General features: G+C 65.4%; 22 protein-coding genes and 1 pseudogene. 18 read left to right on the forward strand and 5 right to left on the reverse strand.

Annotated elements, in window-relative coordinates:
* Positions 1 to 8: 8 nt before the first annotated feature.
* From ACFFWD_RS39840 to ACFFWD_RS39850, 3 genes are read right to left on the reverse strand one after another with little or no spacing between them, the layout of a single operon-like run.
* Positions 9 to 1361, reverse strand: a complete 1353-nt coding sequence (locus tag ACFFWD_RS39840; protein ID WP_376974865.1) for an aminotransferase class III-fold pyridoxal phosphate-dependent enzyme — start codon at positions 1359 to 1361, stop codon at positions 9 to 11.
* Between the two features lie 18 nt (positions 1362 to 1379).
* Positions 1380 to 2045, reverse strand: coding sequence for an HAD-IA family hydrolase (locus tag ACFFWD_RS39845; RefSeq protein WP_376974866.1), 666 nt, complete (start codon positions 2043 to 2045; stop codon positions 1380 to 1382).
* Positions 2042 to 3310, reverse strand: coding sequence for a Tm-1-like ATP-binding domain-containing protein (locus ACFFWD_RS39850; RefSeq protein WP_376974867.1), 1269 nt, complete (start codon positions 3308 to 3310; stop codon positions 2042 to 2044). Before ACFFWD_RS39850 ends, ACFFWD_RS39845 begins: the two co-directional genes overlap by 4 nt.
* Positions 3311 to 3530: 220 nt before the next feature.
* Here ACFFWD_RS39850 and ACFFWD_RS39855 point away from each other — a divergent pair, with 220 nt between their 5' ends.
* From ACFFWD_RS39855 to ACFFWD_RS39925, 15 genes and pseudogenes are all read left to right on the forward strand, one after another.
* Positions 3531 to 5015: an aldehyde dehydrogenase gene (locus ACFFWD_RS39855; protein WP_376974868.1), complete on the forward strand. Its 1485-nt coding sequence runs from the start codon at positions 3531 to 3533 to the stop codon at positions 5013 to 5015.
* Positions 5012 to 6400, forward strand: coding sequence for a transaminase (locus tag ACFFWD_RS39860; RefSeq protein ID WP_376974869.1), 1389 nt, complete (start codon positions 5012 to 5014; stop codon positions 6398 to 6400). The genes ACFFWD_RS39855 and ACFFWD_RS39860 overlap by 4 nt, the downstream gene beginning before the upstream one ends.
* Entirely contained in the window at positions 6400 to 7197 is a 798-nt protein-coding gene (locus ACFFWD_RS39865) for an SDR family oxidoreductase (RefSeq protein WP_376974870.1), read from the forward strand. Before ACFFWD_RS39860 ends, ACFFWD_RS39865 begins: the two co-directional genes overlap by 1 nt.
* Positions 7198 to 7968: an SDR family NAD(P)-dependent oxidoreductase gene (locus ACFFWD_RS39870; protein WP_376974871.1), complete on the forward strand. Its 771-nt coding sequence runs from the start codon at positions 7198 to 7200 to the stop codon at positions 7966 to 7968.
* 182 nt (positions 7969 to 8150) lie between these two features.
* On the forward strand, positions 8151 to 9317 hold the full coding sequence (locus tag ACFFWD_RS39875) for a transporter substrate-binding domain-containing protein (RefSeq protein WP_376974872.1): 1167 nt from the start codon (positions 8151 to 8153) through the stop codon (positions 9315 to 9317).
* Between the two features lie 24 nt (positions 9318 to 9341).
* Positions 9342 to 9950, forward strand: a complete 609-nt coding sequence (locus ACFFWD_RS39880; protein ID WP_376974873.1) for an ANTAR domain-containing response regulator — start codon at positions 9342 to 9344, stop codon at positions 9948 to 9950.
* 255 nt (positions 9951 to 10205) lie between these two features.
* Positions 10206 to 11441 carry a transporter substrate-binding domain-containing protein gene (locus ACFFWD_RS39885; RefSeq protein WP_376974874.1) on the forward strand — a complete coding sequence of 412 codons (1236 nt, stop codon included), beginning with the start codon at positions 10206 to 10208 and terminating at the stop codon, positions 11439 to 11441.
* Between the two features lie 82 nt (positions 11442 to 11523).
* The gene (urtB, locus tag ACFFWD_RS39890; protein WP_376974875.1) at positions 11524 to 12393 is read left to right on the forward strand and encodes an urea ABC transporter permease subunit UrtB; all 870 of its coding nucleotides are present in this window, start codon (positions 11524 to 11526) and stop codon (positions 12391 to 12393) included.
* Between the two features lie 19 nt (positions 12394 to 12412).
* Complete coding sequence (gene urtC, locus ACFFWD_RS39895; protein WP_376974876.1) at positions 12413 to 13549, forward strand: urea ABC transporter permease subunit UrtC; 1137 nt, start codon at positions 12413 to 12415, stop codon at positions 13547 to 13549.
* Positions 13546 to 14298 carry an urea ABC transporter ATP-binding protein UrtD gene (gene urtD / locus ACFFWD_RS39900; protein ID WP_376974877.1) on the forward strand — a complete coding sequence of 251 codons (753 nt, stop codon included), beginning with the start codon at positions 13546 to 13548 and terminating at the stop codon, positions 14296 to 14298. The genes urtC and urtD overlap by 4 nt, the downstream gene beginning before the upstream one ends.
* Positions 14291 to 14983, forward strand: a complete 693-nt coding sequence (gene urtE, locus ACFFWD_RS39905; protein ID WP_376974878.1) for an urea ABC transporter ATP-binding subunit UrtE — start codon at positions 14291 to 14293, stop codon at positions 14981 to 14983. The genes urtD and urtE overlap by 8 nt, the downstream gene beginning before the upstream one ends.
* 86 nt (positions 14984 to 15069) lie before the next feature.
* Entirely contained in the window at positions 15070 to 16107 is a 1038-nt protein-coding gene (locus tag ACFFWD_RS39910; protein WP_376974879.1) for an aliphatic amidase, read from the forward strand.
* 218 nt (positions 16108 to 16325) lie between these two features.
* Positions 16326 to 17666: a purine-cytosine permease family protein gene (locus tag ACFFWD_RS39915; RefSeq protein WP_376974880.1), complete on the forward strand. Its 1341-nt coding sequence runs from the start codon at positions 16326 to 16328 to the stop codon at positions 17664 to 17666.
* 74 nt (positions 17667 to 17740) lie between these two features.
* A pseudogene (locus tag ACFFWD_RS39920) lies at positions 17741 to 18758 on the forward strand (alpha/beta fold hydrolase).
* A 61-nt stretch (positions 18759 to 18819) separates the two neighbouring features.
* The gene (locus ACFFWD_RS39925) at positions 18820 to 19302 is read left to right on the forward strand and encodes an urease accessory protein UreE (protein WP_376974881.1); all 483 of its coding nucleotides are present in this window, start codon (positions 18820 to 18822) and stop codon (positions 19300 to 19302) included.
* Here the strand turns inward: ACFFWD_RS39925 and ACFFWD_RS39930 are convergent.
* Both ACFFWD_RS39930 and ACFFWD_RS39935 read right to left on the reverse strand, forming a co-directional pair.
* Positions 19278 to 21608, reverse strand: a complete 2331-nt coding sequence (locus ACFFWD_RS39930; protein WP_376974882.1) for a nitric oxide reductase activation protein NorD — start codon at positions 21606 to 21608, stop codon at positions 19278 to 19280. The genes ACFFWD_RS39925 and ACFFWD_RS39930 overlap by 25 nt on opposite strands.
* Positions 21596 to 22396, reverse strand: coding sequence for a CbbQ/NirQ/NorQ/GpvN family protein (locus ACFFWD_RS39935; protein WP_376974883.1), 801 nt, complete (start codon positions 22394 to 22396; stop codon positions 21596 to 21598). Before ACFFWD_RS39935 ends, ACFFWD_RS39930 begins: the two co-directional genes overlap by 13 nt.
* Before the next feature lie 542 nt (positions 22397 to 22938).
* On the opposite strand from ACFFWD_RS39935, the gene ACFFWD_RS39940 reads away from it, so the two are divergent.
* Genes ACFFWD_RS39940 through ACFFWD_RS39950 form a run of 3 tightly spaced genes read left to right on the forward strand, consistent with a single transcriptional unit; the run spans position 22939 to position 24941 of the window.
* Positions 22939 to 23727, forward strand: a complete 789-nt coding sequence (locus tag ACFFWD_RS39940; RefSeq protein ID WP_376974884.1) for an SDR family NAD(P)-dependent oxidoreductase — start codon at positions 22939 to 22941, stop codon at positions 23725 to 23727.
* Between the two features lie 14 nt (positions 23728 to 23741).
* The gene (locus ACFFWD_RS39945; RefSeq protein ID WP_376974885.1) at positions 23742 to 24533 is read left to right on the forward strand and encodes a MoaF C-terminal domain-containing protein; all 792 of its coding nucleotides are present in this window, start codon (positions 23742 to 23744) and stop codon (positions 24531 to 24533) included.
* Positions 24534 to 24548: 15 nt separating this feature from the next.
* Positions 24549 to 24941, forward strand: coding sequence for a nuclear transport factor 2 family protein (locus tag ACFFWD_RS39950; RefSeq protein ID WP_376974886.1), 393 nt, complete (start codon positions 24549 to 24551; stop codon positions 24939 to 24941).
* Positions 24942 to 25091 lie beyond the last annotated feature (150 nt).

Raw genomic sequence — 25091 nt, forward strand, 5'->3', positions numbered from 1 at the left:
ATAACGTCTCAGCCGGCCGCTGACAGGCCGGCGCCGATGCCTTCGGCGATCCTGGCCACGTCGGCCGTAGTCAGGATCAGCGGCGGCGACAGGATGATGTTGTTGCCGGAGACGCGGAGCATCACGCCGGCCTCATAGGCGGCGTCGGCGACCTTTGCCATGGTCTTCTTGTCCGCGGGCTTCTTGCTGTCGCGATCGGCGACGAGCTCGAGCGCGGCCATCAGGCCCTGGCTCCTGACGTCGCCGACCAGCGAATGGCGCGCCTTGAGCGCTGCGAGCGCATCGGCAAGTTCCTTGCCGCGGGCGGCCGCGTTCTCGTCGAGCCTGAGGCGCCGGGTCTCGGCCAATGCTGCGAGGCCCGCCGCGCAGCCGACCGGATGCCCCGAATAGGTGTAGCCATGGCCGATCGAGCCGAACGAGGTCGTGTCGGCCTCGAACGCCGTCGTGACCGCCTCGCCGATCAGCGTGGCGCCAAGCGGGAAATAGCCCGACGTGATCGCCTTCGCGATCGTCATCATGTCGGGCTTCACGCTCCACAGCCGCGAGCCCGACCATGCGCCGGTGCGGCCGAATCCGGTGACCACCTCGTCGGCGATCATTAATATGCCGTGGCGGTCGCAGATCTCGCGCGCGAGCTTCATGAAGGTCTCGTGCGGCACGATCACGCCGCCGGCGCCCAGCACCGGCTCCATGATGAAGGCGGCGATGGTGTCGGCGCCCTGGAACGCGATCTCGTCCTCCATCGCGGCGGCGCAGAGCTGCGCGAGCTTGGCCGGGTCGGTCTCGTTGAAGGGATTGCGGTAGGTCGACGGCGCCGGGATGTGGAACACGCCGGGCAACAGCGGCTCGTAGTTGCGGCGGAAATTGGCGTTGCCGTTGACCGAGGCGCCGCCGAAATGCGTGCCGTGATAGCCCTTCTTCAGCGCCAGGAACTTGGTGCGGTCGGCTTGGCCCTTGATCTTCCAGTACTGCCGGGCGAGCCGCAGCGCGGTCTCGACCGAATCCGATCCACCCGAGGTGAAGAAGGCGCGGACCATGCCCTCCGGCTTGAACCACTCCGTCAGTTCAAAGGCGAGCTCGATCGACGGCGCGGTCGAGGTGCCGCGGAAGCTCGAGTAATAGGGCAGCGCGCCGAGCTGGTCGGCGATCGCCTTCTTGATGGGATCGCAGCTATAGCCGAGGTTGACGTTCCACAGGCCGCCGACGGCATCGATCACCGTCTTGCCGTCGATATCGGTAACGTGAACGCCTTCGCCCTGCATCACGATCCGCGGCGGCTGCGCCCGCAGCTCGGCGGGATGCGCCATCGGGTGCCAGATCGGCTTGGCGTTGTTCTCGAGGAGGAAGTTCCTGTCGCGCATGATCGCTCTCTGTCCGGCTCAGTCGAATTCCAGCCCGAAATGCCGCAGCGCCTCGCTGTATGACGCGGCGGGATTGCGCACATCGAATAGCACGGTGCGCATGTTGCACGCGGCCGCGCCGACAATGTTGCGGCGTTGGTCGTCGACGAAGACGCAATCTTCCGCCTCCAGTGCCAGTTCGTCCAGCACGCTTTGGTAGGCGCGCGGGTCGGGCTTCAGGATCTTGGTGTGGGTCGCGTCCACGATGGTATCAAAGCGCGCCAGGACGGGCAGGCGGGCGCGGAAATCGGCGCCGTAGAACAGGTCGAGCTCGTTGGAGAGGATGGCGAGCTTGAAGCCGGCATCGGCCGCGATCCGGATCGCCGCCTCCGCCTCGGGACGGATCACGGTTGCCGGATCGGCGCCGCGCGCCCGCTTCACGAAGGTCTCCATGTCCAGCCAGTCTTCGCCGAGCATGCGCCCGACCTCGCGGCTGCGCGTCAGCCAGTAGTCGCGCTCGGAAATCTCGCCGCGCTGCATCGAGGTCCAGAGCGGATCGCTCTCGGGCGCGAACGGGCCCAGCCATTTCAGCGTGCATGGCTCAAGCCCGAGCGCCTGCTCGGTCATGTCGTGGGTCTCGAACAGCGTCTTCGAGATCACCCCGCCGAAATCGAGCACCAGCGCCTGGGCGAGCGGCCGGGTCACGCGGCAACCGTCGTCTGGCCGGGGCGAACGATACCGGCCTCGACCCAGCGGTCGAAGATGCCGAGCACCGTGTCGTTGAACACCGTGCTGTTGATGTGGTCCTTGATCTCGTGCAGCTCGACCGGCGGCTCGATTGCGGAGCGCATCGCGTCGATGAAGGCGGACAGGCCGTCAGGATCGTGCAGCGCTTCGCCCTCGCGGTCCCATTGCTGGACGCCACCGGCGGGCAGCACGAAGGCGACCGGTGCCTTGGCCTGCGCCAGCTTGTCGGCGATCGCCATCGCGATCCGACGGCGATCGATCGGCCGCGATGTCGCCGATGCGAGCAGGCGATTATGCGCGTGGAAGGGACGGTCGGTGAGGTCGCGCGGGATCGACAGCCATGCCGGAAAATCGACCATGTCGATGGCGCCGGGCGCGACGATCTGGGGAATTCCCGCGCGTCCCGCGTTCTCCAGCCGGTCCGCGCCCGAATTCACCACCGAGCCGGTGAGCTGGTTGGCGACTTCCTGCAGGCTCAAATCCAGCACCGCGGCGAAGCCGCCTTGCGCTGCGATCGATTCCATCGCGCGGCCGCCCATGCCGGTGGTGTGGAAGATCACGACCTCGTAGCCGCGCTTCTCGAGCTCCGGCTTCAGCCCGACCATGTAGCGCAGGCAGCTCTTGCCAAGCGATGTGATGGCGACGACCGGCCGTTCCTTGCGGGGCCGGATCGCGCTCTTCGCCGCGCCGACGATCGCGCCGCAGGCCTGCGACAGCACCGCCGTGCAGGTGCCGTTCAGGCCGTAGAGGCCGCCGGCCCACAGGATCATCATCAAATCGGCCGCGACGCGCTCGGGCGGGATCAGATGCGAGAATGCGACCGTCGAAACGATCATTTTCGGCAGGCCGAGCGGCAGCGCCTGCGCGACGTCGAGCGCAAGGTCGGTGCCCATGGTGCCGCCGATCGCGATCACCGCGTCGATGGCGTCCTGCTCGGCAAGCTCGCGCACCAAATTGACCGCGCCGACCGCCATCAGCGACATCGCCGAGTTTTCGTCGCCGCTGGATGCGATCGCCTCGATCGTCGTGTTGGCCGCCGCCGCCACCGCGTGCTTGTCGTGCGCGGGCCGGTAGGGTGGGTCGCCGAGCACGCTGATGTCCATCATGATGGTCTCGCCGCCGGCCTTGGCGATGCAATCGCTCATGAACAGGAGCTCGTCGGCCTTGGTGTCGCCGGTTCCAATCAGGAGGATTCGGGGCTGTGTGGGTATCGTCTTGGGCATCGCGTGTCAGTGCTCGCCGGTGGGCTCGAAGGATGTGGACGACGTGATGGCACCGCGGGCAGGGCGTTCGGCCGTCGAGGTTGATGTCACGCTATGGGGCCAAGGTCCGGGATGACATCAACCTATCGGTTGATTGCTGCCAAGGCCTTGAATTGGCGAGGATTACCGACGTCAGCGTCCCCCGCCGGGGATCGCTTTGCCATCGCCACAATTGGATCAAATGCAGCAAGCCCAGATCGATCGGTTGAGGACGGCCGCCATTCCGGCCCAGCAGTTTTTTGTCGGTGGCCGGACGATCGCCGCAAGCGGCGACGCACGGCTCGACGTGGTATCGCCGATCGACGGCCAAGTGCTCACCACGATCGCCGATGGCGACGCCGCCGATATTGACGTCGCCGTCAAGCGCGCGCGGCAGGCGTTCGCGCAAGGAAGCTGGTCGCGCGCGGCGCCGGCGCAGCGCAAGAAGATCCTGCTTTGCTTTGCCGACCTGATCGAACAGCACGCGCTCGAAATCGCGGTGCTCGGCGTCCGCGACAACGGCACCGAGATCGGCATGGCCTACAAGGCCGAGCCGCTGTCGGCCGCCGGCACCATTCGCTACTACGCGGAGGCGATCGACAAGGTCTATGGCGAGATCGCCCCGACGGCGGGCGATGTGCTCGGGCTCGTCCATCGCGAGCCGCTCGGCGTCGTCGGCGTGATCGTGCCGTGGAATTTCCCGGTGATGATCGGGGCGTGGAAGATCGGTCCGGCGCTCGCGGCCGGAAACTCCGTCGTTGTGAAGCCGCCGGAAATCGCCTCCCTCACATTGCTGCGGCTTGCGGAATTGGCGAGCGAGGCGGGACTGCCCGACGGCGTCCTCAATGTCGTCACCGGCCGCGGCGCGTCGGCCGGCGAGGCGCTGGCGCTGCACATGGATGTCGACGCGCTCGCCTTCACCGGCTCCGGCGCGGTCGGCCGCCGGTTGCTCGAATGCTCGGCGCGCTCGAACTTGAAGCGCGTCCATCTCGAGCTCGGCGGCAAGTCGCCCAACATCGTCTTTGCCGACGTGCCCGACATCAAGCAGGCGGCGAAGGTGTCGGCAAACGGCATCTTCCGCAACTCCGGCCAGGTCTGCGTCGCCGGTTCGCGGCTGCTCGTGCAGTCGCAGGTCTATGATCGCTTCATGGACGAGTTGCTCGAGGCGACCACGAAGCTCAGGGTGGGCGACCCGCTCGACCTCACGTCGGACATCGGCGCGATATCGAGCCGGGCGCAGTTGCGCAAGAACCTTGACGCGGTCGCCCGCGCCGAGGAGCAGGGCGCGAAGCGGCTGGCCGGCGGCGAACAGATTCGTGCCGAGAGCGGCGGCAACTACATGTCGCCGGCGATCCTTGCCGAGGTCACGCCGGCAATGGAGCTGTGGCGCGAAGAGGTGTTCGGGCCGGTGCTCGCGGTCACCCGCTTTGAGAGCGAGGACGATGCGATCGCGCTCGCGAATGCGACGCCCTACGGGCTTGCGTCCGCGGTGTGGACCGGCCGCCTGTCGACGGCGCACCGGATGGTACGCGCGATCCATGCCGGCGTCGTGCACGTCAACACCTATGGCGGCGCCGATATCACCGTGCCGCTCGGTGGCTTCAAGCAATCCGGATTCGGGCGGGACAAATCGCTCCACGCGCTCGACGCCTACACCGACCTCAAGACAGCCTGGATCGCCCTATGACAACAGCAACCGCCGAGCGTGCCGGCATCCTGAACCGATTGCTCGATGCCGAGCAGGACCGCTTCCGCACGACGCATCCGCGCGCTGCGGAAGCCTGGCAGGAGGGCAAGCGCAACTTCCTCTATGGCGGGCCGTCGCACTGGATGCGGCGCTGGGCCGGCGGCTTCCCGATCTATGTCGATGAGGCCAGCGGCGCGCATATTCGCGATATCGACGGGCGCGACTATATCGACTTCTGCCTCGGCGATACCGGCGGCATGTGCGGCCACGCCCCCGAGGCGGTCACCGAAGCCGCAATGCGCCAGCTCAAGCGCGGCGCGACGATGATGCTGCCGACCGAGGACAGTCTCTGGGTCGGCGCCGAGCTCTCGCGCCGCTTCGGCCCGCGATACTGGACGCTGACGACGTCGGCGACCGACGCCAACCGCGCCGCGATCCGCATCGCGCGCATGATCACCGGCCGCCGGAAGGTGCTGGTGTTCTCCGGCTGCTATCATGGCGGCGTCGAGGAGGCGCATGTCGAGATCCGCAACGGCCGCGTCGGCCTGCGCAACATGATCCATCCGAACGGCATCGATCATGACGCGGTGAGCAGGGTCGTCGAGTTCAACGATGTGGCGGCGCTGGAGGCGGCTCTGACGCATGGCGACGTCGCCTGCGTGCTGGCCGAACCACTGATGACGAACTTCGGGATGATCCCGGTCGATGCAGGCTATCACCGCACGCTGCGCGAGCTGACCCGGCGCGCCGGTGCCGTGCTCATCATTGACGAGACGCACACGCTCTCGTCAGGGCCGGGCGGCTTCACGCAGGCGCACGGCCTCGAACCCGACATCTTCGTCGCCGGCAAGACGATCGCGGGCGGCATTCCCGCCGGCATCTTCGGTCTCAGCCCGGAGATCGCCGAACGGCTCTGGGCGCTCGTTCCGCACGTCAATCCACGCGAACGGCAGTCCGCCCATCTCGGCTTCGGCGGCACGCTTGCCGGCAATGCGCTGACGGTCGCGACCATGCGCGCCGTGCTGGAGAAGGTGCTGACGCCGGAAAACTACGAGCACATGATCGCCACCGCGACGCGGCTGGCGAACGAGGCCCGCGGACTGATCGCGGACAACCGCTTGCCCTGGCATGTCACGCAGATCGGCGCTCGCGCCGAGATCATGTTCATGCCCGAGCCGCCGCGCAGCGGTGCCGACGTGATTGCCGGCCGGCAGCCCGACCTCGAGACGCTGTTGCATGCGTTCTACATGAACGAAGGAATCCTGGTGACGCCGTTCCACACCATGCTGCTGATGTGCCCCGCGACGTCGGCGCAGGACGTGGAGCGGCACACCGCCGTGTTCGGCCGGTTCATCGAATTGCTGCGCAAGTCCGGGGTGATGTGATGGCAAAGCATCCGTTCGATCTCTCCGGGCGGGTCGCCATCGTCACCGGCGGGGGCAGGGGCATCGGGGCGGCCATCGTCACGCGGCTTGCGCAAGCCGGCGCCGTCGTCGTGATTGCCAACCGGACGCAAGACGTTGCCGAAGCCCTGGCGCGCGACCTGGCGGCGGAGGGGGGCACCGCGCATTGCGTGCCGTTCGACAATCTTGATCGCGACAGCCTGCGTGCCATGGTCGATGGCGTTGCCCGGCAGCACGGCCGGCTCGACATCGTCGTGCACAATGCCGGCGGCTGCCCATGGTCGTCACTGGAGGACCTCGACGAGGCCAAGCTCGAGGAGACGCTGACCTTGAACCTCAGCGCCAGCGTCTGGCTCGCGCAGGCCGCGATCCCGCATATGCGCGCCAACCGCCTCGGACGAATCCTCGTGACGTCGTCGGTGTCGGCGCGGGTCGCGATGGGCGGCGGCGCGCATTACTCCGCGGCGAAGGCCGGCGTCAACGCATTCATCCGTGGCGCCGCGTTCGAACTGGCGCGCGACGGCATCACGGTCAACGGCGTCGAAGCCGGCTTCATCGCCAAGCCGGGCCGCGGCACCATGAGCCAGCCGGAGAACCGCGCGAAGCTCGAGCGCTTCATCCCGGTCGGACATATGGGCGAGGCCGACGACATCGGCTGCGCGATGCTCTATCTCGCCTCCGTCGAGGCCAAATATGTCACCGGGCAGACCATCGTCGTCGACGGCGGCTCGACGCTGCCGGAGACTGGATTTGCCGTCGAGCGACAGTGGGGGCTTTAGATGTCGCGGCTTGCAGGCAAGACGGCGCTCGTTACGGGAGCGGCAACAGGCATTGGCCGGGCCACGGCGTTGCTGTTCGCCCAGAACGGTGCGCGCGTCGTGCTGTTCGGCCTTGGTGATGTGGAGCTCGACGCGGCCGCGCGTGAAACGGGTGGGCAAGCGGTGCGCGGCGACGTCACGCAATCGGCCGACATCGCACGAGCGATCGCGGCGTGCGGCGCTGAGCTCGACATCCTCGTCAACGCGGCCGGCCTGATCATTCCCGATCAGCCGCTCGGCGTGTCCGATGAGGTCTGGGCCAGGACGCTCGACGTCAACCTGACCGGCACGATGCGGGTGTGCCGCGCCGCCTTGCCGCTCCTCAAGCAGCGCGGCGGCGCCGTCGTCAACATCGCATCGGTTGCCGCGTTCAACGCGAGCCCTGATAGCGCGAGCTATGCCACTAGCAAGGCGGGTGTCGTTGCCTACACGCGTTCGCTCGCCTATGCGCACGGAACGGATGGCATTCGCGCCAATGCCATTGCGCCGGGCTGGGTGCGGACGCCGATGAGCGCGTATGAGATGCAGCTGCTCGCGGACCAGAACGGCACGACTGCGGACGCCGAGTTCCGCGCCGTCGAGCGGCGGATTGCACTCGGACGAATGGCCGAGCCCGCGGAGATCGCCGCGTGCTGCCTGTTCCTGGCGTCGGACGAAGCGTCCTTTGTCACCGGTGCAGTGCTCGTTGCCGATGGCGGCGGCCGCGCACCGACCCAGAACCGCGCGGTCTAGTTACGCACGTCATCCTGCAAAGGACCGCACCGCGCGATGATCTCGACGACACCGCGCATGGTCCTTCGCGCGCGCAAATGACGATCCGAAGATTTGCGGGCTTTTCAATTCCAACAAATCGAGACTAAGCTGTCGCACGGCCGGGGGATCCAATCGACGGCAGCGGAGTGATTTGATCTATTATGGCAGTGATGGAGGACCATGGCGGCGCCTGGCGCGTCGGTGTTCTGTTTTCGCAGACCGGCGTGACGTCGGCGATCGAGCGGACCCAACTGAATGCCACGTTGCTGGCGATCGAGGAGATCAACGCGGCGGGCGGCGTGCTCGGCCGGCCGGTCGAGCCGGTGATGTACGATCCGGGGTCGGACCCGAAGAAGTTCCGCTCCTTCGCCGAGCGACTGTTTCAGGTCGACAAGATCAAGCTGCTGTTCGCCTGCTACATGTCATCGACGCGCAAGGCGGTGCTGCCGGTCGCCGAGGCGCATCGCGGCCTGCTGTTCTATCCGACCCTCTATGAGGGGTTCGAGTATTCGCGCCACTGCGTCTACACAGGCGCGGCGCCGAACCAGAACTCGCTGCAGCTCGCGAAATTCCTGTTCTCGGCCTATGGCAACCGCTTCCTGTTCGTCGGCTCGAACTACATCTATCCCTATGAATCCAATCGCGTGATGGGCGATTTCGTCAGCCAGGGCAAAGGCAAGATCCTTGACGAGATCTATGTCCCGCTCTACCCCGATCCAAAGGACTTTGAGCGGGTCATCAGCCGCATCAGGAAGACCTCGCCCGACGTGATCTTCTCCACCGTCGTGGGCAGCGGCACCGCCGAACTCTACAGCGCCTATCGCGCGGCCGGCTTCGACCCGACGCGGATGCCGATCGCGAGCCTCACCACCAGCGAGGCCGAGGTCGCCGAGATGGGCGCGGAGGCCGCCGAAGGCCACATCACCGCGGCGCCGTTCTTCGAGACGTTGTCGTCGCCGGCGGCGCGGCGTTTCGTCAGCAGTTTCAAGGAGAAGTACGGAGCGAACGCGCCGGTGACGGCCGGTGCGGAGGCATCCTATTTCCAGCTTCATCTGGCGATGCGCGCGGTCGCGAAATGCGGCACCGACGACCCGGAGCAGGTGCTTGCCAATCTGCGTGACGCCGAGTTCGACGCGCCGCAGGGGCGGGTAAGGATCGATCCGGAGAACAACCACACCTACCTCTGGCCGCGCATCGCGCGCCTCGACCGCAACGGCCGCTTCCAGGCGGTGTGGAATCCGGGCGTGCGCGTCAAGCCAGACCCGTACTGCGTCGTGCAGAGCCTGGACGACTGGTCGGTCGACGAACTGCCGCTGCTCCACTCATGAGCACCCCGTAACGGAGAACTGGACGTGGCTATCCAAATTCTTCGTGATCTGCGGGGGTTGCGGGTCCACGTCGTGCACCCGCCGGACACCGAGCGGACAAGGCTCATCGAGCATCTGCGCCGCATCGGCTGCATGGTGGAGACGCAGTGGCCGGTGCCGGACTGCTGGGCCGACGGCGCCGACATCGTGCTGCTGGCGATCGAGCACGACGTGCGCGAGGAGATCCAGCGCCTGCTCAAAACCGACACCGCGCATCGGCCGACGATCATCGCGATCGTCAGCTACGAAGATCCATCCACGTTGCAGCTCGTGCTCGAAGCCGGTGCGGTCGCGGTGATCGAGCGGCCGATCCGTCCGTTCGGCCTGCTCACCAATCTTACGATCGCGCGCAGCCTGTGGCTCGAGCGTCGCGACGCCGAGAAGCGCGTGCGCAAATTGGAGCGCAAACTTGCTGGCATCCAGCGGATTCAAAAGGCGAAAGTGATTCTGATGGATGGTCAGGGACTGAACGAAGCTGAAGCCTATGAAAGCATTCGGCGTCAGGCGATGTCGAAGCGTTTGTCGATGGACGACATGGCGGCCGCGATCATCCACGCAAATGAACTATTGCAATACCGCGTGAAAGGTGATTAGCTTTTTACCCGTCGCCAGAGAAAAAATCTCTCGCGACATTTTGCTGGACCATCGAGGATGCTGGTCCGGCTCCGGCTAGGTAGCCCGAGGGATCCGCAAGGATCTGTCGGGCTTTTTTGTTTTTCGGATCGTGTTTGACCGCCGACGCACCAAGCGTTTTCGGGGCTCGATCTGATCGTGGACTTTTCTGGCTTCGAAACAACGCGCTTCGGCGCGAACGGCTTGGTGTTGCCTGAACACAGGGGGAATCGAGTGATGGCGATCGATAGGCGCAAGTTTCTCAGGAATGGTTTGCTCGCTTCGGGTACGTTGATCACGTCGCCATGGGTCTTCCAGACCGGCGCGCGTGCGGCGGGTGAGGTCAAGGTCGGTGTGTTGTTCTCGCTGACGGGAACGACCGCGATCATCGAGGAGTCGCTCAACAAGGCGACGCTGCTGGCGATCGAGGAGATCAACGCGGCCGGCGGCATCAAGGGCAACAAGATCGTTCCCATTGTCGAGGATCCGGCGTCCGATCCGGCCACCTTCTCCGAAAAGGCGCGCAAGCTCGTCGTCGGCGACAAATGCGTCAGCGTGTTCGGCTCCTACACCTCGGCGAGCCGCAAGGCGGTGTTGCCGGTCTTCGAGCGCCAGAACAATCTCTACTGGTATCCGACCCTCTATGAGGGCCGCGAATGCTCCAAGAACGTGATCTATACCGGCGCGGTGCCGAACCAGCAGCAGGACGAGTTCGTGCCATGGCTGATCAAGAAGTTCGGCAAGAAGTTCTATCTGATCGGCTCCAATTACATCTATCCGAAGGAAGAGAACAACTACTGCAAGAAGCTGCTGGAGAAATACGGCGGCGAAGTCGTCGCGGAAGAGTACGTGCCGCTCGGCCATTCCGAGTTCTCGTCCGTCATCAACAAGATCCGCTCGACGCAGCCGAACGTGATCTTCTCCACCGTGGTCGGCGATTCCGTGGTCGCATTGCATCGCCAGTACCGCGCCGCCGGCCTCGATCCGGAAAAGATGCCAATGGCGAGCCTCACCACTTCGGAGAATGAGGTTGCGGCGATGGGCGGCGAGGCGGCTGCCGGTCACTTCACCTCGGCGCCGTACTTCATGGTGCATAAGTCGCCGGAGAACGAGAAGTTCGTCGAGGCCTACAAGAAGCGCTGGGGCGCCGACAAGGTCACGCACTTCGTCTCGGAAGCCTGTTACTTCCAGGCCTACCTGTTCAAGCAGGCGGTCGAAAAGCTCGCGACCAGCGATCTGACGCCGAACAACATCCGCGACGCGGTCAAAGGGCAGGAGATGATTGCGCCGCAGGGCAAGGTTCGTCTCGAGTCAGAGAACCTGCACACCTGGCTGTGGCCCAAGATCGCGCAGGCCAAGTCGAACGGCCAGTTCGAAATCCTGGTCGAGGCCAAGGAATGGCTGAAGCCGGTGCCTTACGCGGCATACCCCGGGCAGACATGCACCGAAAAGGGCCTGGTCGAAAAGAGCTAGCGTTCTCCCGAGGCTGACTGCGGCCGCCGTCCTTCGGGCCGGCGGCCGCCTTTCGGGACATCTCGCGAGCGGGGAGGCTGGCGTGGACCAATTCATCGAGCAGATCATCACCGGCCTCAGCATCGGGTCGATCCTGTTGCTGGTGGCGATGGGCCTGTCGATCATCTACGGCTCGATGGGCATCATCAATCTCGCCCATGGCGAGTTCGTGATGCTCGGCGCCTATGCCGCCTGGGTGTTTCACACCTATCTCGGGCTTGGCCTGCTGGCGAGCCTGGTTCCGATCTTCCTGGTGGTCGCCGCGTTCGGCTGGATCATCGAGCGTTACGTGTTGAGCCTGCTGAACAACCGGCCGCTCGATACTATCCTCGCGACCTGGGGTGTCGGCATCATGCTGCAACAGGGGGTGCGGCTGATGGTCGGCAGCGAGCTGCGCTATGTGCAGCTGCCGCAGTCGCTGTCGGGCAGCATGGAGTTGCTCGGCCAATCCGTGTCGTCCTACCGCGTCTTCCTGTTCATCGTTGCGATCGCGCTGTTCACCGCGACCTGGCTGCTGATGAACCGGACCATGGTCGGCATGAAGCTGCGCGCCATCATCCAGGACCGCTCGGTCGCGGCGTCGTTCGGCATCAATGCCAAGCGCGTCTATGCCTTGACGTTTGCCTATGGCGCCGGGCTTGCAGGCCTTGCCGGCGCGCTGGTGTCGCCGCTCAAGAGCGTCTCGCCCGACATGGGCACCGGCTACGTGGTCGATGCCTTCATGGTGGTCGTGCTCGGCGGCGTGCAGAGCCTCGCCGGCACGGTCGCCTCTGCGTTCATCCTGGGTGAGCTCTCCGGCGCCATCGCCTTCCTGCAGAACGACACCGTGGCCAAGGCCATCGTGCTGCTTGCGATCGTGGTGCTCATCCGTTTCCGCCCCGAGGGACTATTCACCGCGCGCGTGCGCGCCTGAGGTGAGAATCGAAAACTCCATGTCATCGAAGGCTTCACCCAAGAATGGACTGCAGCGACTGACGGCGCAGATCGCGCCGCTGGTCATCGTCTGCGTGCTGATCTTCGCGCTGCCGCTGATCCTCAACAACGACTTCCTGCTCAACAAGACCGCGCGCTATCTGGTGCTCGGCATCCTGACGCTGTCGCTGGCGCTGTCATGGGGATTTGGCGGGATCCTCAATCTCGGCCAGGCCATGAGCTTCGGTCTCGGTTCCTACGCGATGGCGATGGCGCTGAAGCTGAAGACCATCCCGGTTCACACCGGCTCGAGCGGCCTTCCGGACTTCATGGTCTGGAACAACGTCCAGCAACTGCCGTGGTTCTGGGCGCCGTTCCGCTCGCTGACCTTCGCGATCGCCGCCGGCATCATCGTTCCGGCGCTGGTTGCGGCGGCGCTGGGCTGGTTCATGTTCCGCGGCCGCGTCACCGGCGTCTACATCTCGATCATCACGCTCGCCACCATGGTGGTGCTCAACCTCGTGATCATCGACCAGCAGAGCTACACCGGCGGCTTCAACGGCATCACCGACCTCGCGCAGCTCGAGATATTCGGCATCGCCTTCGATGCCTATGGCCGCGCCACCTACTATCTGGTCGCCGGCTGCGTCACGCTCTGCCTCCTGGTCGCGTTCGCATTCACCCGCACCAAAGCGGGGCTGATCGTTCAGGCGATCCGCGATCACGAAAGCCGGGTGCGCTATTTCGGCTACGACGTCGCGCTGTACCAGATCTTCGTGTTCGCGCTCTCGGCCGCGATCGCGGGCCTCGCCGGCATGCTCTACACGGTGGTGATGGAGTTCGCCTCGCCGACATTCCTCGGCGTGCAGCTCTCGCTGTCGGTCGTGGTGTGGTGCGCGGTCGGCGGCCGGCAGAGCCTGGTCGGCGCCTTCCTCGGCGCGGTGCTGGTCGCCGGCGTGCAGGGCGCGCTGTCGGAATCGGCGGCGTTCCTCGAGACCTGGACGCTGGTGATGGGCGCGCTGTTCGTCCTGGTCGTGCTGTTCCTGCCCAAGGGGCTTGGCGGCCTCGCGCAGGGGGCCTGGCGCTGGGTCGTCCAGCGGCGGCACGCCGGCAACCATGTCGCGCAGGGCGTCAGCCAGACAGAGGGCAGCGCATGAACTCCCATCTCGAGCTCCGTGACATCTCTGTCAGCTTCAACGGCTTCAAGGCGCTCAACGAGCTCAACATGAGCGTGCGCAAGGGCGAGCTGCGCTGCCTGATCGGCCCGAACGGGGCGGGAAAGACCACCGCGCTCGACACCATCTGCGGCAAGGTCAAGCCGAGCGCCGGCACGGTCACCTTTGCCGGCAGCGCGTTGCAGGATCTCGAAGAGCACGAGATCGCCCGGGCCGGCGTGGGCCGCAAATTCCAGGTGCCGAGCGTGTTCCGCGACCTCACGGTCAGCGAAAACCTCGAGGTGGCGCGGGCGCGCCGCACGAGCGTGTTCGCCAATCTGCGCTGGGATCAGCGCAGCGCGGGGCGCGAGGATATCGAGCGGCTCGCCGAACTGATCGGTCTCACCGAGCAGCTCGACCGGCCGGCCGCCTATTTGTCGCACGGCCAGACGCAGTGGCTGGAAATCGGCATGCTGGTCGCGCAGGACGCCGAGTTGATCCTGATGGACGAGCCGACCGCCGGCATGACCACGCAGGAGACGCGCAAGACCGCCGAGCTGTTCGCGCGGCTGAAGGGCAAGCACACCCTGATCGTGGTCGAGCACGACATGGGCTTCGTGAAGGCGATCGGCGACATCATCTCGGTCATGCATATGGGCCAGATGCTGGCCGAAGGCACCGCGGCGGAGGTCGAAGCGCATCCGGACGTGCGGCGGGCCTATCTCGGATCGGGGGGCATCACCAATGCTTGAGCTCGCCGACGTCGATGCATTCTACGGCAACAGCCACGCCCTGCAGAGCATTAACCTCAAGGTCGCGCCCGGTGAATTCCTCTCGGTGCTCGGCCGCAATGGGGTCGGCAAGACGACGCTGATGCGCAGCATTCTCGGCCTGATGGACCGCGTCACCGGACAGCTCTCGCTCGATGGCGCCGACATCTCTGCCTTGCGTACCTACCAGCGCGCCAAGGCAGGTATCGCCTATGTGCCGCAGGGGCGGGGCATCCTGCCGCGCTTCACCGTGCGCGAGAACCTCGTGCTCGGCACGTTTGCCGCCAAACAGGCCAACGGCATCGAGGAGTGGGTGATCGAGCTGTTCCCGGTGCTCAAGGACTTCCTCAACCGTTACGGCGGCAATCTCTCCGGCGGCCAGCAGCAGCAGCTTGCGATCGCGCGCGCCCTGCTGGCGCAGCCCAAGGTCATCCTGCTCGACGAGCCCACCGAGGGCATCCAGCCCAACCTCGTCGAAGAAATCGAAAACGTCATCATCAGGCTCAACCGCGACGTCGGGCTGACGGTCGTCCTGGTCGAGCAGAATGTTTCGTTCGTTCGCCGTGCAGCTCATCGCTTCGCCATGATGGAGAAGGGACGCGTCGTGGCAGCGGGCGATATCGGCGAGCTCAGCGACGCGCTGGTTCACCGCCACATGGCGGTGTGACCGGAGGCGCCGGTGGGCAGGGAGTAGCGGTGCATGAAGGAGCGGCACCGGAAGTCTGTGACCAGAAAACTGCAAGGAGAGCGATAATGCTGCACGGTGATATTTCTTCCAGCAACGACACGGTGGGCGTCGCCGTTGTGAACTACAAGATGCCGCGCCTTCACTCCAAGGCGGAGGTGCTCGACAACGCCCGCAAGATCGCCGACATGATCGTCGGCATGAAGACCGGCCTTCCCGGCATGGATCTCGTGATCTTCCCGGAATACTCCACGCACGGCATCATGTACGACTCCAAGGAGATGTACGAGACCGCCTCGGTGGTGCCGGGCGAAGAGACCGAGATCTTCGCCGAAGCCTGCCGCAAGGCCAAGGTGTGGGGCGTGTTCTCGCTGACCGGCGAGCGGCATGAGGAGCATCCGAAGAAGGCGCCCTACAACACGCTGATCCTGATGAACGACAAGGGCGAAATCGTGCAGAAGTATCGCAAGATCATGCCCTGGGTGCCGATCGAGGGCTGGTATCCCGGCAACTGCACCTACGTATCTGAAGGTCCGAAAGGGCTGAAGGTCTCGCTGATCATCTGTGACGACGGCAACTATCCCGAAATCTGGCGCGACTGCGCCATGAAGGGCGCCGAGCTGATCGTGCGCTGCCAAGGCTACATGTATCCGGCCAAGGACCAGCAGGTGATCATGGCCAAGGCGATGGCTTGGGCCAACAACACCTATGTCGCGGTCGCCAACGCGGCCGGCTTCGACGGCGTCTATTCTTACTTCGGCCATTCGGCGATCATCGGCTTCGACGGCCGGACGCTCGGCGAATGCGGCGAGGAGGACTACGGCGTGCAATATGCCCAGCTCTCGAAGTCGTTGATCCGCGACGCCCGCCGTACCGGCCAGTCGCAGAACCACCTCTTCAAGCTGGTGCATCGCGGCTACACCGGCATGATCAACTCCGGCGACGGCGATCGCGGCGTCGCGGCCTGTCCCTACGAGTTCTACGCCAAGTGGATCGCCGACCCCGAAGGCACCCGCGAGATGGTTGAGTCCTTCACGCGGAGCACGGTCGGCACCGAGGAATGTCCGATCGAGGGCATTCCGGCTAAGAAGGTCGCGCATCGCTAGGCATGATGCGGGACATGGCGCCGGCGGATCGGTCCGCCGGCGCACACGAGCGGGGAGGGCATTCGCACGCACGGCCGGCCCGCCTGACTCCGGATCGCGCCGCGCAGGGCGAAGTCTGATCCAGCAACACCAGACCCTGCCGACGCCGTCGCGCTCGCCAACGGCGAACGAGACCCCATGCGCGAATTGAACCTTACCCATCGAAGGATGTTGCAACCATGACCAGCAGTGCCACCAAACCGGCCTCCGTCGCCGATGGCCTCCATGTCGCCGAAGACCAGGTCGATCACCTCCTAGGCAACGAATATGAGCACGAACCCGTGCCGATGGATGCGCGCCGCAGCGCGTTCTCGGTCACCCTCGTTTGGCTCGGCTTTCCCATGATCATCACCGGCGCCATGACCGGCTCGCTGCTGGTGCTCGGCATGGGCTTCTCGAACGCACTGGTTGCTATGATCATCGGCAACCTGATCATGTTCTGCTATGTCGGGCTGCTCGGCCTGATCGGCACCAAGCGCGGCATGAACTTCGCGCTGATCGCCAGCATCGTATTCGGCCGGAAGGGCTATGTGTTCGCCTCCGGCCTGCTGTCGACATTGCTGCTCGGCTGGTACGCGGTGCAGACCGGCATCACCGGCGCGCTGATCTCCTCGACCTACGGGCTCAACTATGTCGCGATGAGCATCGTCGCCGGGCTGCTCTACATCGCCATCACCTTCGTCGGCGTGAAGGGGTTGCACTATATCGGCCTGGTCTCGGTGCCGCTGTTCGTCGTGCTCGGGCTTGGCGTAGCCGCCGATGCGGTGGCGACGCATTCGGTGTCCGCGATCTTCAGCTATCCCGGCAACAACGGCGTCGCCACCATGTCGATGGGCGTCGGGCTGACGGTCGTGATCGCGCTGTTCATTGACGCCGGTACCGTGACCGCGGACTTCAACCGCTGGGCCCGGACGCCAACCGCGTCGCTCGTCGCGACCTTCAGCGCGTTTCCGTTCGCCAATCTGATCGCGATGCTGGTCGGCGGCGTGACGACGGCGGCGCTCGCCGTGCCGAACGCCAATCCGTTCGGCGCCGACAACATGTTCGGCTACATGAACGGCAAGCAGCTGGTTTGGCTGAGCGTGCTGGCGTTCCTGTTCCTTTACATCAATCTCGGCTCGGTCTGCTCGCACTGCCTCTACAACGCCGCCACCGGCTGGTCGCGCATCCTCGGCACGCATATGCGGCTGATGGCGGTGATCCTGGGCGCGATCGGCATCATCGTTGCCGCCGGCAACGTCTGGGCGTTCTTCATCCAGTGGCTGTCGCTGCTCGGCATCCTGGTGCCGCCGATCGGCGCCATCATCCTGATCGATCAGTATCTGTTCCGCCCGAATTCGCAGGTCGACTGGCGGCCAGGTGCCTTCGCTGCCTGGGCGATCGGATCGGTCTGCGCGTTCGTGGTGGAGGAGTGGCTGCCCTATCTGTCGACGGCGATTTCAGCTGCCGTCGTCGCCAGCATCGCCTATTACGTCATCGCCAAGTCCACGCGCACCAGCGTGGCGCTGGCCAAGACGTGACGGCGGAGGACCGGCGCCTGCGCCAGGCGGCGGTTCTGCTCTCGCGAGCAAGCACAATAAGAAGGGAGATCAAGATGAGCCTCGATTATGAAATCTACAATCTCGGCGACCACAGGCTGCAGCGCGGCGCGACCATTCGCGACTGCAAGCTGGCGTACAAGACGTTCGGCACGCTGAACGCCGCCAAGGACAATGTGATCGTTTACCCAACCTGGTATTCCGGCCAGCACTACGACAATGAGTGGCTGGTCGGCGAGGGGCGCGCGCTCGATCCGAAAATACTTCATCATCATCCCGAACATGCTGGGCAATGGGTTGTCGTCGTCGCCGAGCAACACGCCGGAGCCCTACAACGGGCCGCGCTTCCCGCTTGTCACGGCCTACGACAATGTCCGTGCGCAGCATCGCCTCGTCACCGAGAAGTTCGGCATCAAGCACATCCGCCTCGTCACCGGCTGGTCGATGGGCGCGCTGCAGACTTTCCACTGGGGCGCGCTCTACCCCGACATGATAGACCTGATCGCGCCGTTCTGTGGCTCGGCCAAATGCTCGCGGCACAATTTCGTGTTCCTCGAGGGCGTCAAGGCGGCGCTGACGGCGGATGCAGCCTGGAAGGAAGGCTGGTACAGCGAGAAGCCGGCACGCGGACTGCGCGCCGCGGCCCGCGTCTATGCCGGCTGGGGGTTCTCGCAGGCGTTCTATCGCGAGAAGCTCGATCTCCAGGCGATGGGCCATTCCTCGCTGGAGGATTTCCTGGTCGCATTCTGGGAAGGTTTCTTTCTGCCCAAGGATGCGAACAACCTGCTGACGATGCTGTGGACCTGGCAGAACGGCGACATCAGCGACAACGAGCTCTATCACGGCGACTTCAAGAAGGCGCTCGGCGCGATCAAGGCCAAGGCCTATGTGATGCCCGGCCAGACCGACCTCTACTTCCCGCCCGAGGACAGCCAGTTCGAGGTCGCGCACATGCCGAACGCTGAGTTCATCCCGGTGCCCTCGATCTGGGGACATTTCGCGGGCGGACCCGGCACCAATCCAAAGGATGTCGACTTCATCGACGCCAAGCTGAAACAGCTTTTGGCCGGATGAAGCGCCATGGCGGCGGGGCCCGGCCGCCCGGGCCCTGCCGTCCCTTGCAGGACGTACGACGATGCTGCGTATTGCTCACATCATCGGAAGCCGGCTAGAGCCGGCCTTCTCGGAGAGGCTGCAGCTTCTGGCGCACCGTAACGCGGTCGACGAGATCGAGCTTGCGCCGGAGCATCTTGATCAGCAGGAGCTCTCGGCCACGACGCGGGGCGGGCGGGAGCTCGTGATCTCCTTGCCGCGCCATCAACGACTGTTCGACGGCGCCGTGCTGATGCTCGACGACAACAGCGCCATCGTGGCGCGCGCCGCGGGCCAGCGCTGGCTCAGGCTCGAGCCGCGGTCGATCGGCGATGCCATCGAACTCGGCTATCACGTCGGCCATCTGGGCTGGCGCGTGCGCTTCGAAGGTGAGGTGCTGCTGGTTGCGATCGAAACGCGGCCGGAGCACTACATGGTGCGGCTCGGCGAGCTGTTCTGGTCGCGCCGGGTCGGCATGAGCGTGCTCGACGAGGAGGAAGATCAGCGCCGCGCCAGCCTGAAATAGAGCTCGGACAGCCGCCCCGGCAAATCCTCGATGCGATGCACCATCATGGTGTTACCGCGCCCGAAGATGCGGGAGGCCGCCTGTGCACCGGCCTGCCCGAGCACGACGCCATAGGCGTCGATCCCTGCGCTCTTCAGGCCCACTGCTGCACGCCGCGCGTCCTCGACGAGGTCGACGGGATCGGAGACGTCGATGTCGGACGGCTCGCCATCGGTCAGCACGATCACGAGCTTGCGGCCGGAATTGGTTTTGCCGATGACATGGCCGGCATGACGCAGCGCGGTGCCGAGCCGTGTCGACAGGCCTGACGTCAGCCCGGCGAGGCGCGCGGCGCAGCCGCGGTCATAGCCGTCCGCGAAGGATTTGATCGTGGTCATCCGCACGTCCTCGCGCCCGTCGGAGGCGAAGGCGAGCAGGCTGAAGGGATCGCCGAGCCGGTCCATGGCCTCCGCAAGCACGGCAACCGCGAGCCGCTCGACGTCGAGGATGGTGGCGCCGGAGGCGAGGCGGTCGCGGGTCGATTCGGAGATGTCGATCAAGAGCAGTGCAGCGAGATCGCGGTGCATCGAGGTCGACGAGCGGAACACGCGTGGATCGGGCTCCTGGCCGGTGCGCAACGCGATGCCGGCGTCGAGCACCGCATCGAGGTCGAGATCGTGACCCTCGTGCTGGCGGTTGAGGCGGATGGTGCGCCCGATCCGCACGCCGCGCACCAGCTGCCCGATCCGGTTGCGGAGCGCATCCGCGGCATTGAGCGCCTCTTCAATCAGGCGCGGATCGCGCGGGCGTACAGCAACCTCGCGCACGATGGTCCATTCCGGCCGCTCGATGCCGTGCACGCGATCCCATTCCGGATATGTCGCGATCACAACGCCGCGCTCGTCGGGCGCGACGGGCCGGCCGCGGCCGAGTGCGCTGCCAGTCTCATCGGGCTCGCTGTTGTTGCCGCCCTCCTGTGTCTCCTGCCGTTCCATCCTGACGGCGTCGACCGGCAGCTCCATCACCTCGCCTGACGGCGGTGCATTCTCGCCAAAGTCCCACAGGCCGAGACCGTCGTCGCGATAGACCGGCTCGACGACATAGGTCTTAACGTTGAACTGCACGCGCATCTGGCCGAGGTCGTTGCCGAGCAGCATGCCGATCTCGCGGCTGATCGCAGGATCGTCGAGTCGCGGCAGCCGCGCTTCGAACATGGCGCGGCCCTTGGCGACGAAACTGTCATCATCCACGTGGGACGGGTCGAACAGCGCGCGCGCTAATCGCGCGAGCAGGGTCGGGGCGGCGACGACGCCCGACGGGCTCGCGACGTGATAGGGCGCCCACAGCCGGCGCAAGCCGGGCAGTTGCCGCATCGCGAGCGTCTCAATCCGCGCATCCTCGATCAGGTTGACGAGCGCGATCTGCAGCGGTTTCAGCGTGCCGACCGGAAACAGGCCCTGGCCGAGCACGAGGTGGGCCTGCGCATGCGCGGCCGCGGCGCGGAACAGGGCGCGTGCGGCGTCACCCCGCACACCGCGGAACGTTTCGGGCAGCCGGATCAGGGGACCGGCGATCGAGGAGCGCCGTTGCGGCGCCTGGCTGTTATCGGCGGCAAAGCTGCGCAACAGTGGCGTCTTGCCCCACAGTGCGGTGATGAAGGCCTTCAGCTCGACCTCGGTCTCCAGGAAGGTGACGCTGCCGAGATCGCGGGCAATCATGCGGCGCGCAAGGTCATCCTCGAGGCCGAAGAAGGCGAGCCGACGCGCCTTGTTGCCGGAGGCGAATTTCAGTCCCGCCGCGACAAAGTTCTCGAAGGCGTCGATCGTGCCGGGGGTGAGAATCTCGCCGATGTTGCTCGCGACCGGCGTCAGCGATTCCGGCGCCTGCCGCGCCAACAGCTCCATCGTCCGCCACCATCGTGCCAGCGCCGGGCCAGAGCCGAGCACGCGGCTAGCGACAGGCACGGCGCGCAGCGCTGTGGTTGCTGCCTGCGCGCCGGCGTGGCGGCAGATGTCGGCGGCCGTCTGGCCCGCCGCGATCAGCGGCGCGATCTCCGGCCGCTCGGCCGCGATCCTGCTCGCGTCCCAATAGGCGATCAGGCAGGCGGGACCTGCGTTGACATTTGCGAGCGTCAGCACGGCGCTGGCCCAGGCTTCGAGCTCCGTGGCGTCGAACTGATGCGACAGCTCATCCCAGGCAGCGCGGAACATTGGCCGCAAGCTCTCGCGCTGAAGCATCAAGCGATGGATGCGATGCGTCGCGCTGTCCTCCTGGTCGGGAGGCACCAGATGCAATGAGACCGATTTCAGCGCGTTCACGGCAGGCACGCCTGGATCGCGTCGCTCAGCGCCGCGCGGATATCGGGATTATCGGTGATCGGCAGTACGATCGACGACTGCACCGCGGCCTCCAGCGGCAGGCCGGCGCGCACCATCCGTCCGGCATGGATCAGCATCCGGGTCGAGGCGCCTTCGTCGAGCCCATGGCCCTGCAAGTTGCGCGAGCGCTGCGCAATCGCGACCAGGATGCCGGCGAGATTGTCGTCGGTGCCGCTCTCGCGGACGACGATCGAAGCCTCGGTCGCCGGCGGCGGGTAGGCGAAATCGATCGCGACGAAGCGCTGCTTGGTGGATTCCTTCAGGTCCTTCACCGCGCTCTGGTAGCCCGGGTTGTAGGAGATCGTGAGCTGGAAATCGCCATGCGCCGGCACGATCTCGTTGTGCTTCTCCAAGGGCAGGATACGCCGCGCATCGGTCAGGGGGTGGATGACCACGGTGGTGTCCTGGCGCGCCTCGACGATCTCATCGAGGTAGCAGATCGCACCAAAGCGGACGGCAAGCGTCAGCGGGCCGTCGTGCCAGACCGTGCCCTGCGGCTCGAGCAAATAGCGGCCGGCGAGGTCCGCCGCGGTCATGTCCTCATGGGCCGCGACCGTGATCAGCGGCTTGCCGAGCCGCCAGGCCATGTGCTCGATGAAGCGGGTCTTGCCGCAGCCGGTCGGGCCCTTCAGCATCACCGGCAGCCGCTCGGCATAGGCGGCTTGAAAAATCGCGACCTCGTCGCCAAGCGGCTGATAATAAGGCTCGGCTGCGATCCGGTAGGGGGCGAGATCCATGAAAATCCTCCGTGCGCGACGAAGGATCGATGGTCAAAAGGCCAAACGCCGCCGACCCCTCGTGGAATGGGTGTGGCAGCCTTTGCCGGGGGACACGCTGCGGCCTCGAAGCGTGCAAGCAGGCGATCAAACGCCTCGAGCCGATTAGACCCCGAAAAGCAGGCCCAGCACAAGCGGAATGAGGCGGCAGTATCCGCGGCCGCGGCGCTCAATCAATTCAACAGCCCGGCCCAATCTCGACCGGATCAAATCGAGTTTGTCGGCTGACGTGACCAGGCCGATTTGATCTCGACCTTCGGCTGATTACCTCGCGGTAACCGGCAAGATCATCGAGACAGGCTCGACGAACTGAGCTCGTCGCGGCGGCAAATGCTGCCGCACAACACCCTCGCGCACACCGTGCGTCCAAGTCCTAACGGTGCTTGCGCCGGAGTCCAAGACAGGCTCCGGCCGCTCGGCTTATCTCACGGCAAGATCAACGTCATGGCTTGCCGGCTCCTCGCGAGGAGTGTGCAGGCGTAGCAGAGCAGTCGAACAAACACATGAGATTTTCAGGACGAACAGCACTGGTGACCGGTGGTGGGACCGGCATCGGCGCGGCGGTTGCGCGACGCCTCGCTGCGGAGGGCGCCAAGGTCGCGGTCATGGGCCGGCGGCGGGAACCGCTGCGTGCGCTTGCCGATGAGACCGGTTGCCTCGTGGTGCAGGCCGATGCCGCCGATGGCGAGGCCGTGCGCGCGGCGCTCGGTGAGATCCACGGCAAGTTCGGCAAGGTCGACATCCTGATCGCCAACGCCGGCGGCCACGGCGTCGGTCCCACCATCTCGATGACGGACGAGACCTGGGCGCTTGCGACCCGGCTCAATCTCGACACCGCATTCGTTTGCGCGCGCGAGAGCCTGCCTGATCTGATCGACCGCAAGGGCAATGTGGTGATCGTCGCCTCGATCGCCGGCCTGTTCGCCGGCCCGCAGGCCGCGGGCTACGTGACGATGAAGCATGCCTGCATCGGGTTCGGAAAGTCGCTGGCGCGCGACTACGGCCGCAAGGGCGTGCGGACCAATATCGTTTGCCCCGGCTGGGTCGCAACCGCGATGGCCGACGAGCAGATGCAGGTGATTGTCGAGAAGCACGGGCTCTCCTCGATCGAGGAAGCCTACCGGTTGGTCACGAAGGACGTGCCGCTGGGCCGCCCGGCAACCTCGGAGGAGGTTGCGAACGTAATCTGCTTCCTCGCCTCCGACGAAGCATCGGCGATGAACGGCTCGATCCTGACCGTCGACGGAGGCGCGACCGTGGTCGACCTGCCGACGCTCGCCTTTGTCGACTGAACCGGAGGTGCATGATGCAGGGAAGTGACAGGCCGGCCGACTGGAAGAACTTTGATGACTTCGCCGCCGGCATTGCAACCAACCGGCTGCCGACCACCAACGCGCTGTCGGGCCGGACGCTGAACATCACGCTGAAGGACGGCCGCACGATCGATCTTGCCTTCGCCACCGACAGGATCGAGTGGCGCGAGGGCGGCGACACCGGCGCCGACTGGTACGAGGCGATCAACGTCGCGCGTGATGTCTTCTTCATCAACATGACGTTCGCGGCCCGGCCCGACGAGGACGAGGCCTTCATCATCAATACCAAGACCCGGCGGGTGTTGTCGGTGCGCGAGCGCGTGCGTCCGGCGGGCGAAGCGCCCGGGGAGCCGCGCGTTGCGCAGGTCTACACATCAGGCGCTCTCGGCGATCCCGCCGTCCCGCCCACGGGTTTCGAGCCGGCGCCGTCGCGCGATCTCGTCGGCATGACCGCGCATTATGAATACAGCCCGCAGCATCTCTACGAGCACGTCTATCTCAGCTCGCAGCGCTACGCCTGGCAGAACCTCGTCGGCGTGCAACGCGGCCATGGCGACGTCGATCTGACGACGACCTACAAGTTCGACCACAACCAGTATGTCTTCGGCTTCCGCGAGTTCATCATCCCGGTCGCGTCGATTTTCTTCTACGACTGGGATGCCATGCGCTCCACGGGGAAGTTCCTGGGCGTGACCAGCCAGGGTCGGATCGAGAACAAGCCGGCAGGCGCATTCATCAAGATCAAGTCCAGAACCAGCTACGACGCCGGCAAGGAGCCGCTGTGACCAGAGGGCGGTGACGTGAACCGGAATTACGAGGCCATCAAGGCGCACTACGCAGGATCAGATCGCAAGGATCTCGGAGCCATGATGGCGCCGATCACCAGCGAAACCAGATGGACTGAGATGGCGGGCTTTCCCTATGCGGGAACCTATGTCGGGGCGGATGCCATCATTGCCGGTGTTTTCAAGCGCATTGGCGAGGAGTGGGACAACTACACCTTCTCCCTCGAGCGGCTGATCGACGGCGGGACGACGATCATCGGGATCGGGACCTACGCCGGACGTTACAAGGCGACCGGAAAGGCGATGCGCGCGCGCGTCGTGCATGTCTGGGACGTCGACGACGGCCGGGTCGTGAGCTTCGAGCAATTCACCGATACCAGACTGGTTGCAGAGGCGACGACGCGGTGAGGTGCTGATATTCGCGACTGGAGTGCATGCTTCTCGTAGCGCTCGTGCGCTGCTCGTTTGTGTCCTAGGCGCGGCTGCGCCCGAGTCCAAGACGCCTGCGATCGAGCCTGCCTACTATCGGCGAGGTCCGGGTCATCAGCCGAAGAAGGA

This window comes from Bradyrhizobium erythrophlei, from assembly GCF_042430365.1.
In the GTDB taxonomy this organism is placed as follows: domain Bacteria; phylum Pseudomonadota; class Alphaproteobacteria; order Rhizobiales; family Xanthobacteraceae; genus Bradyrhizobium; species Bradyrhizobium erythrophlei.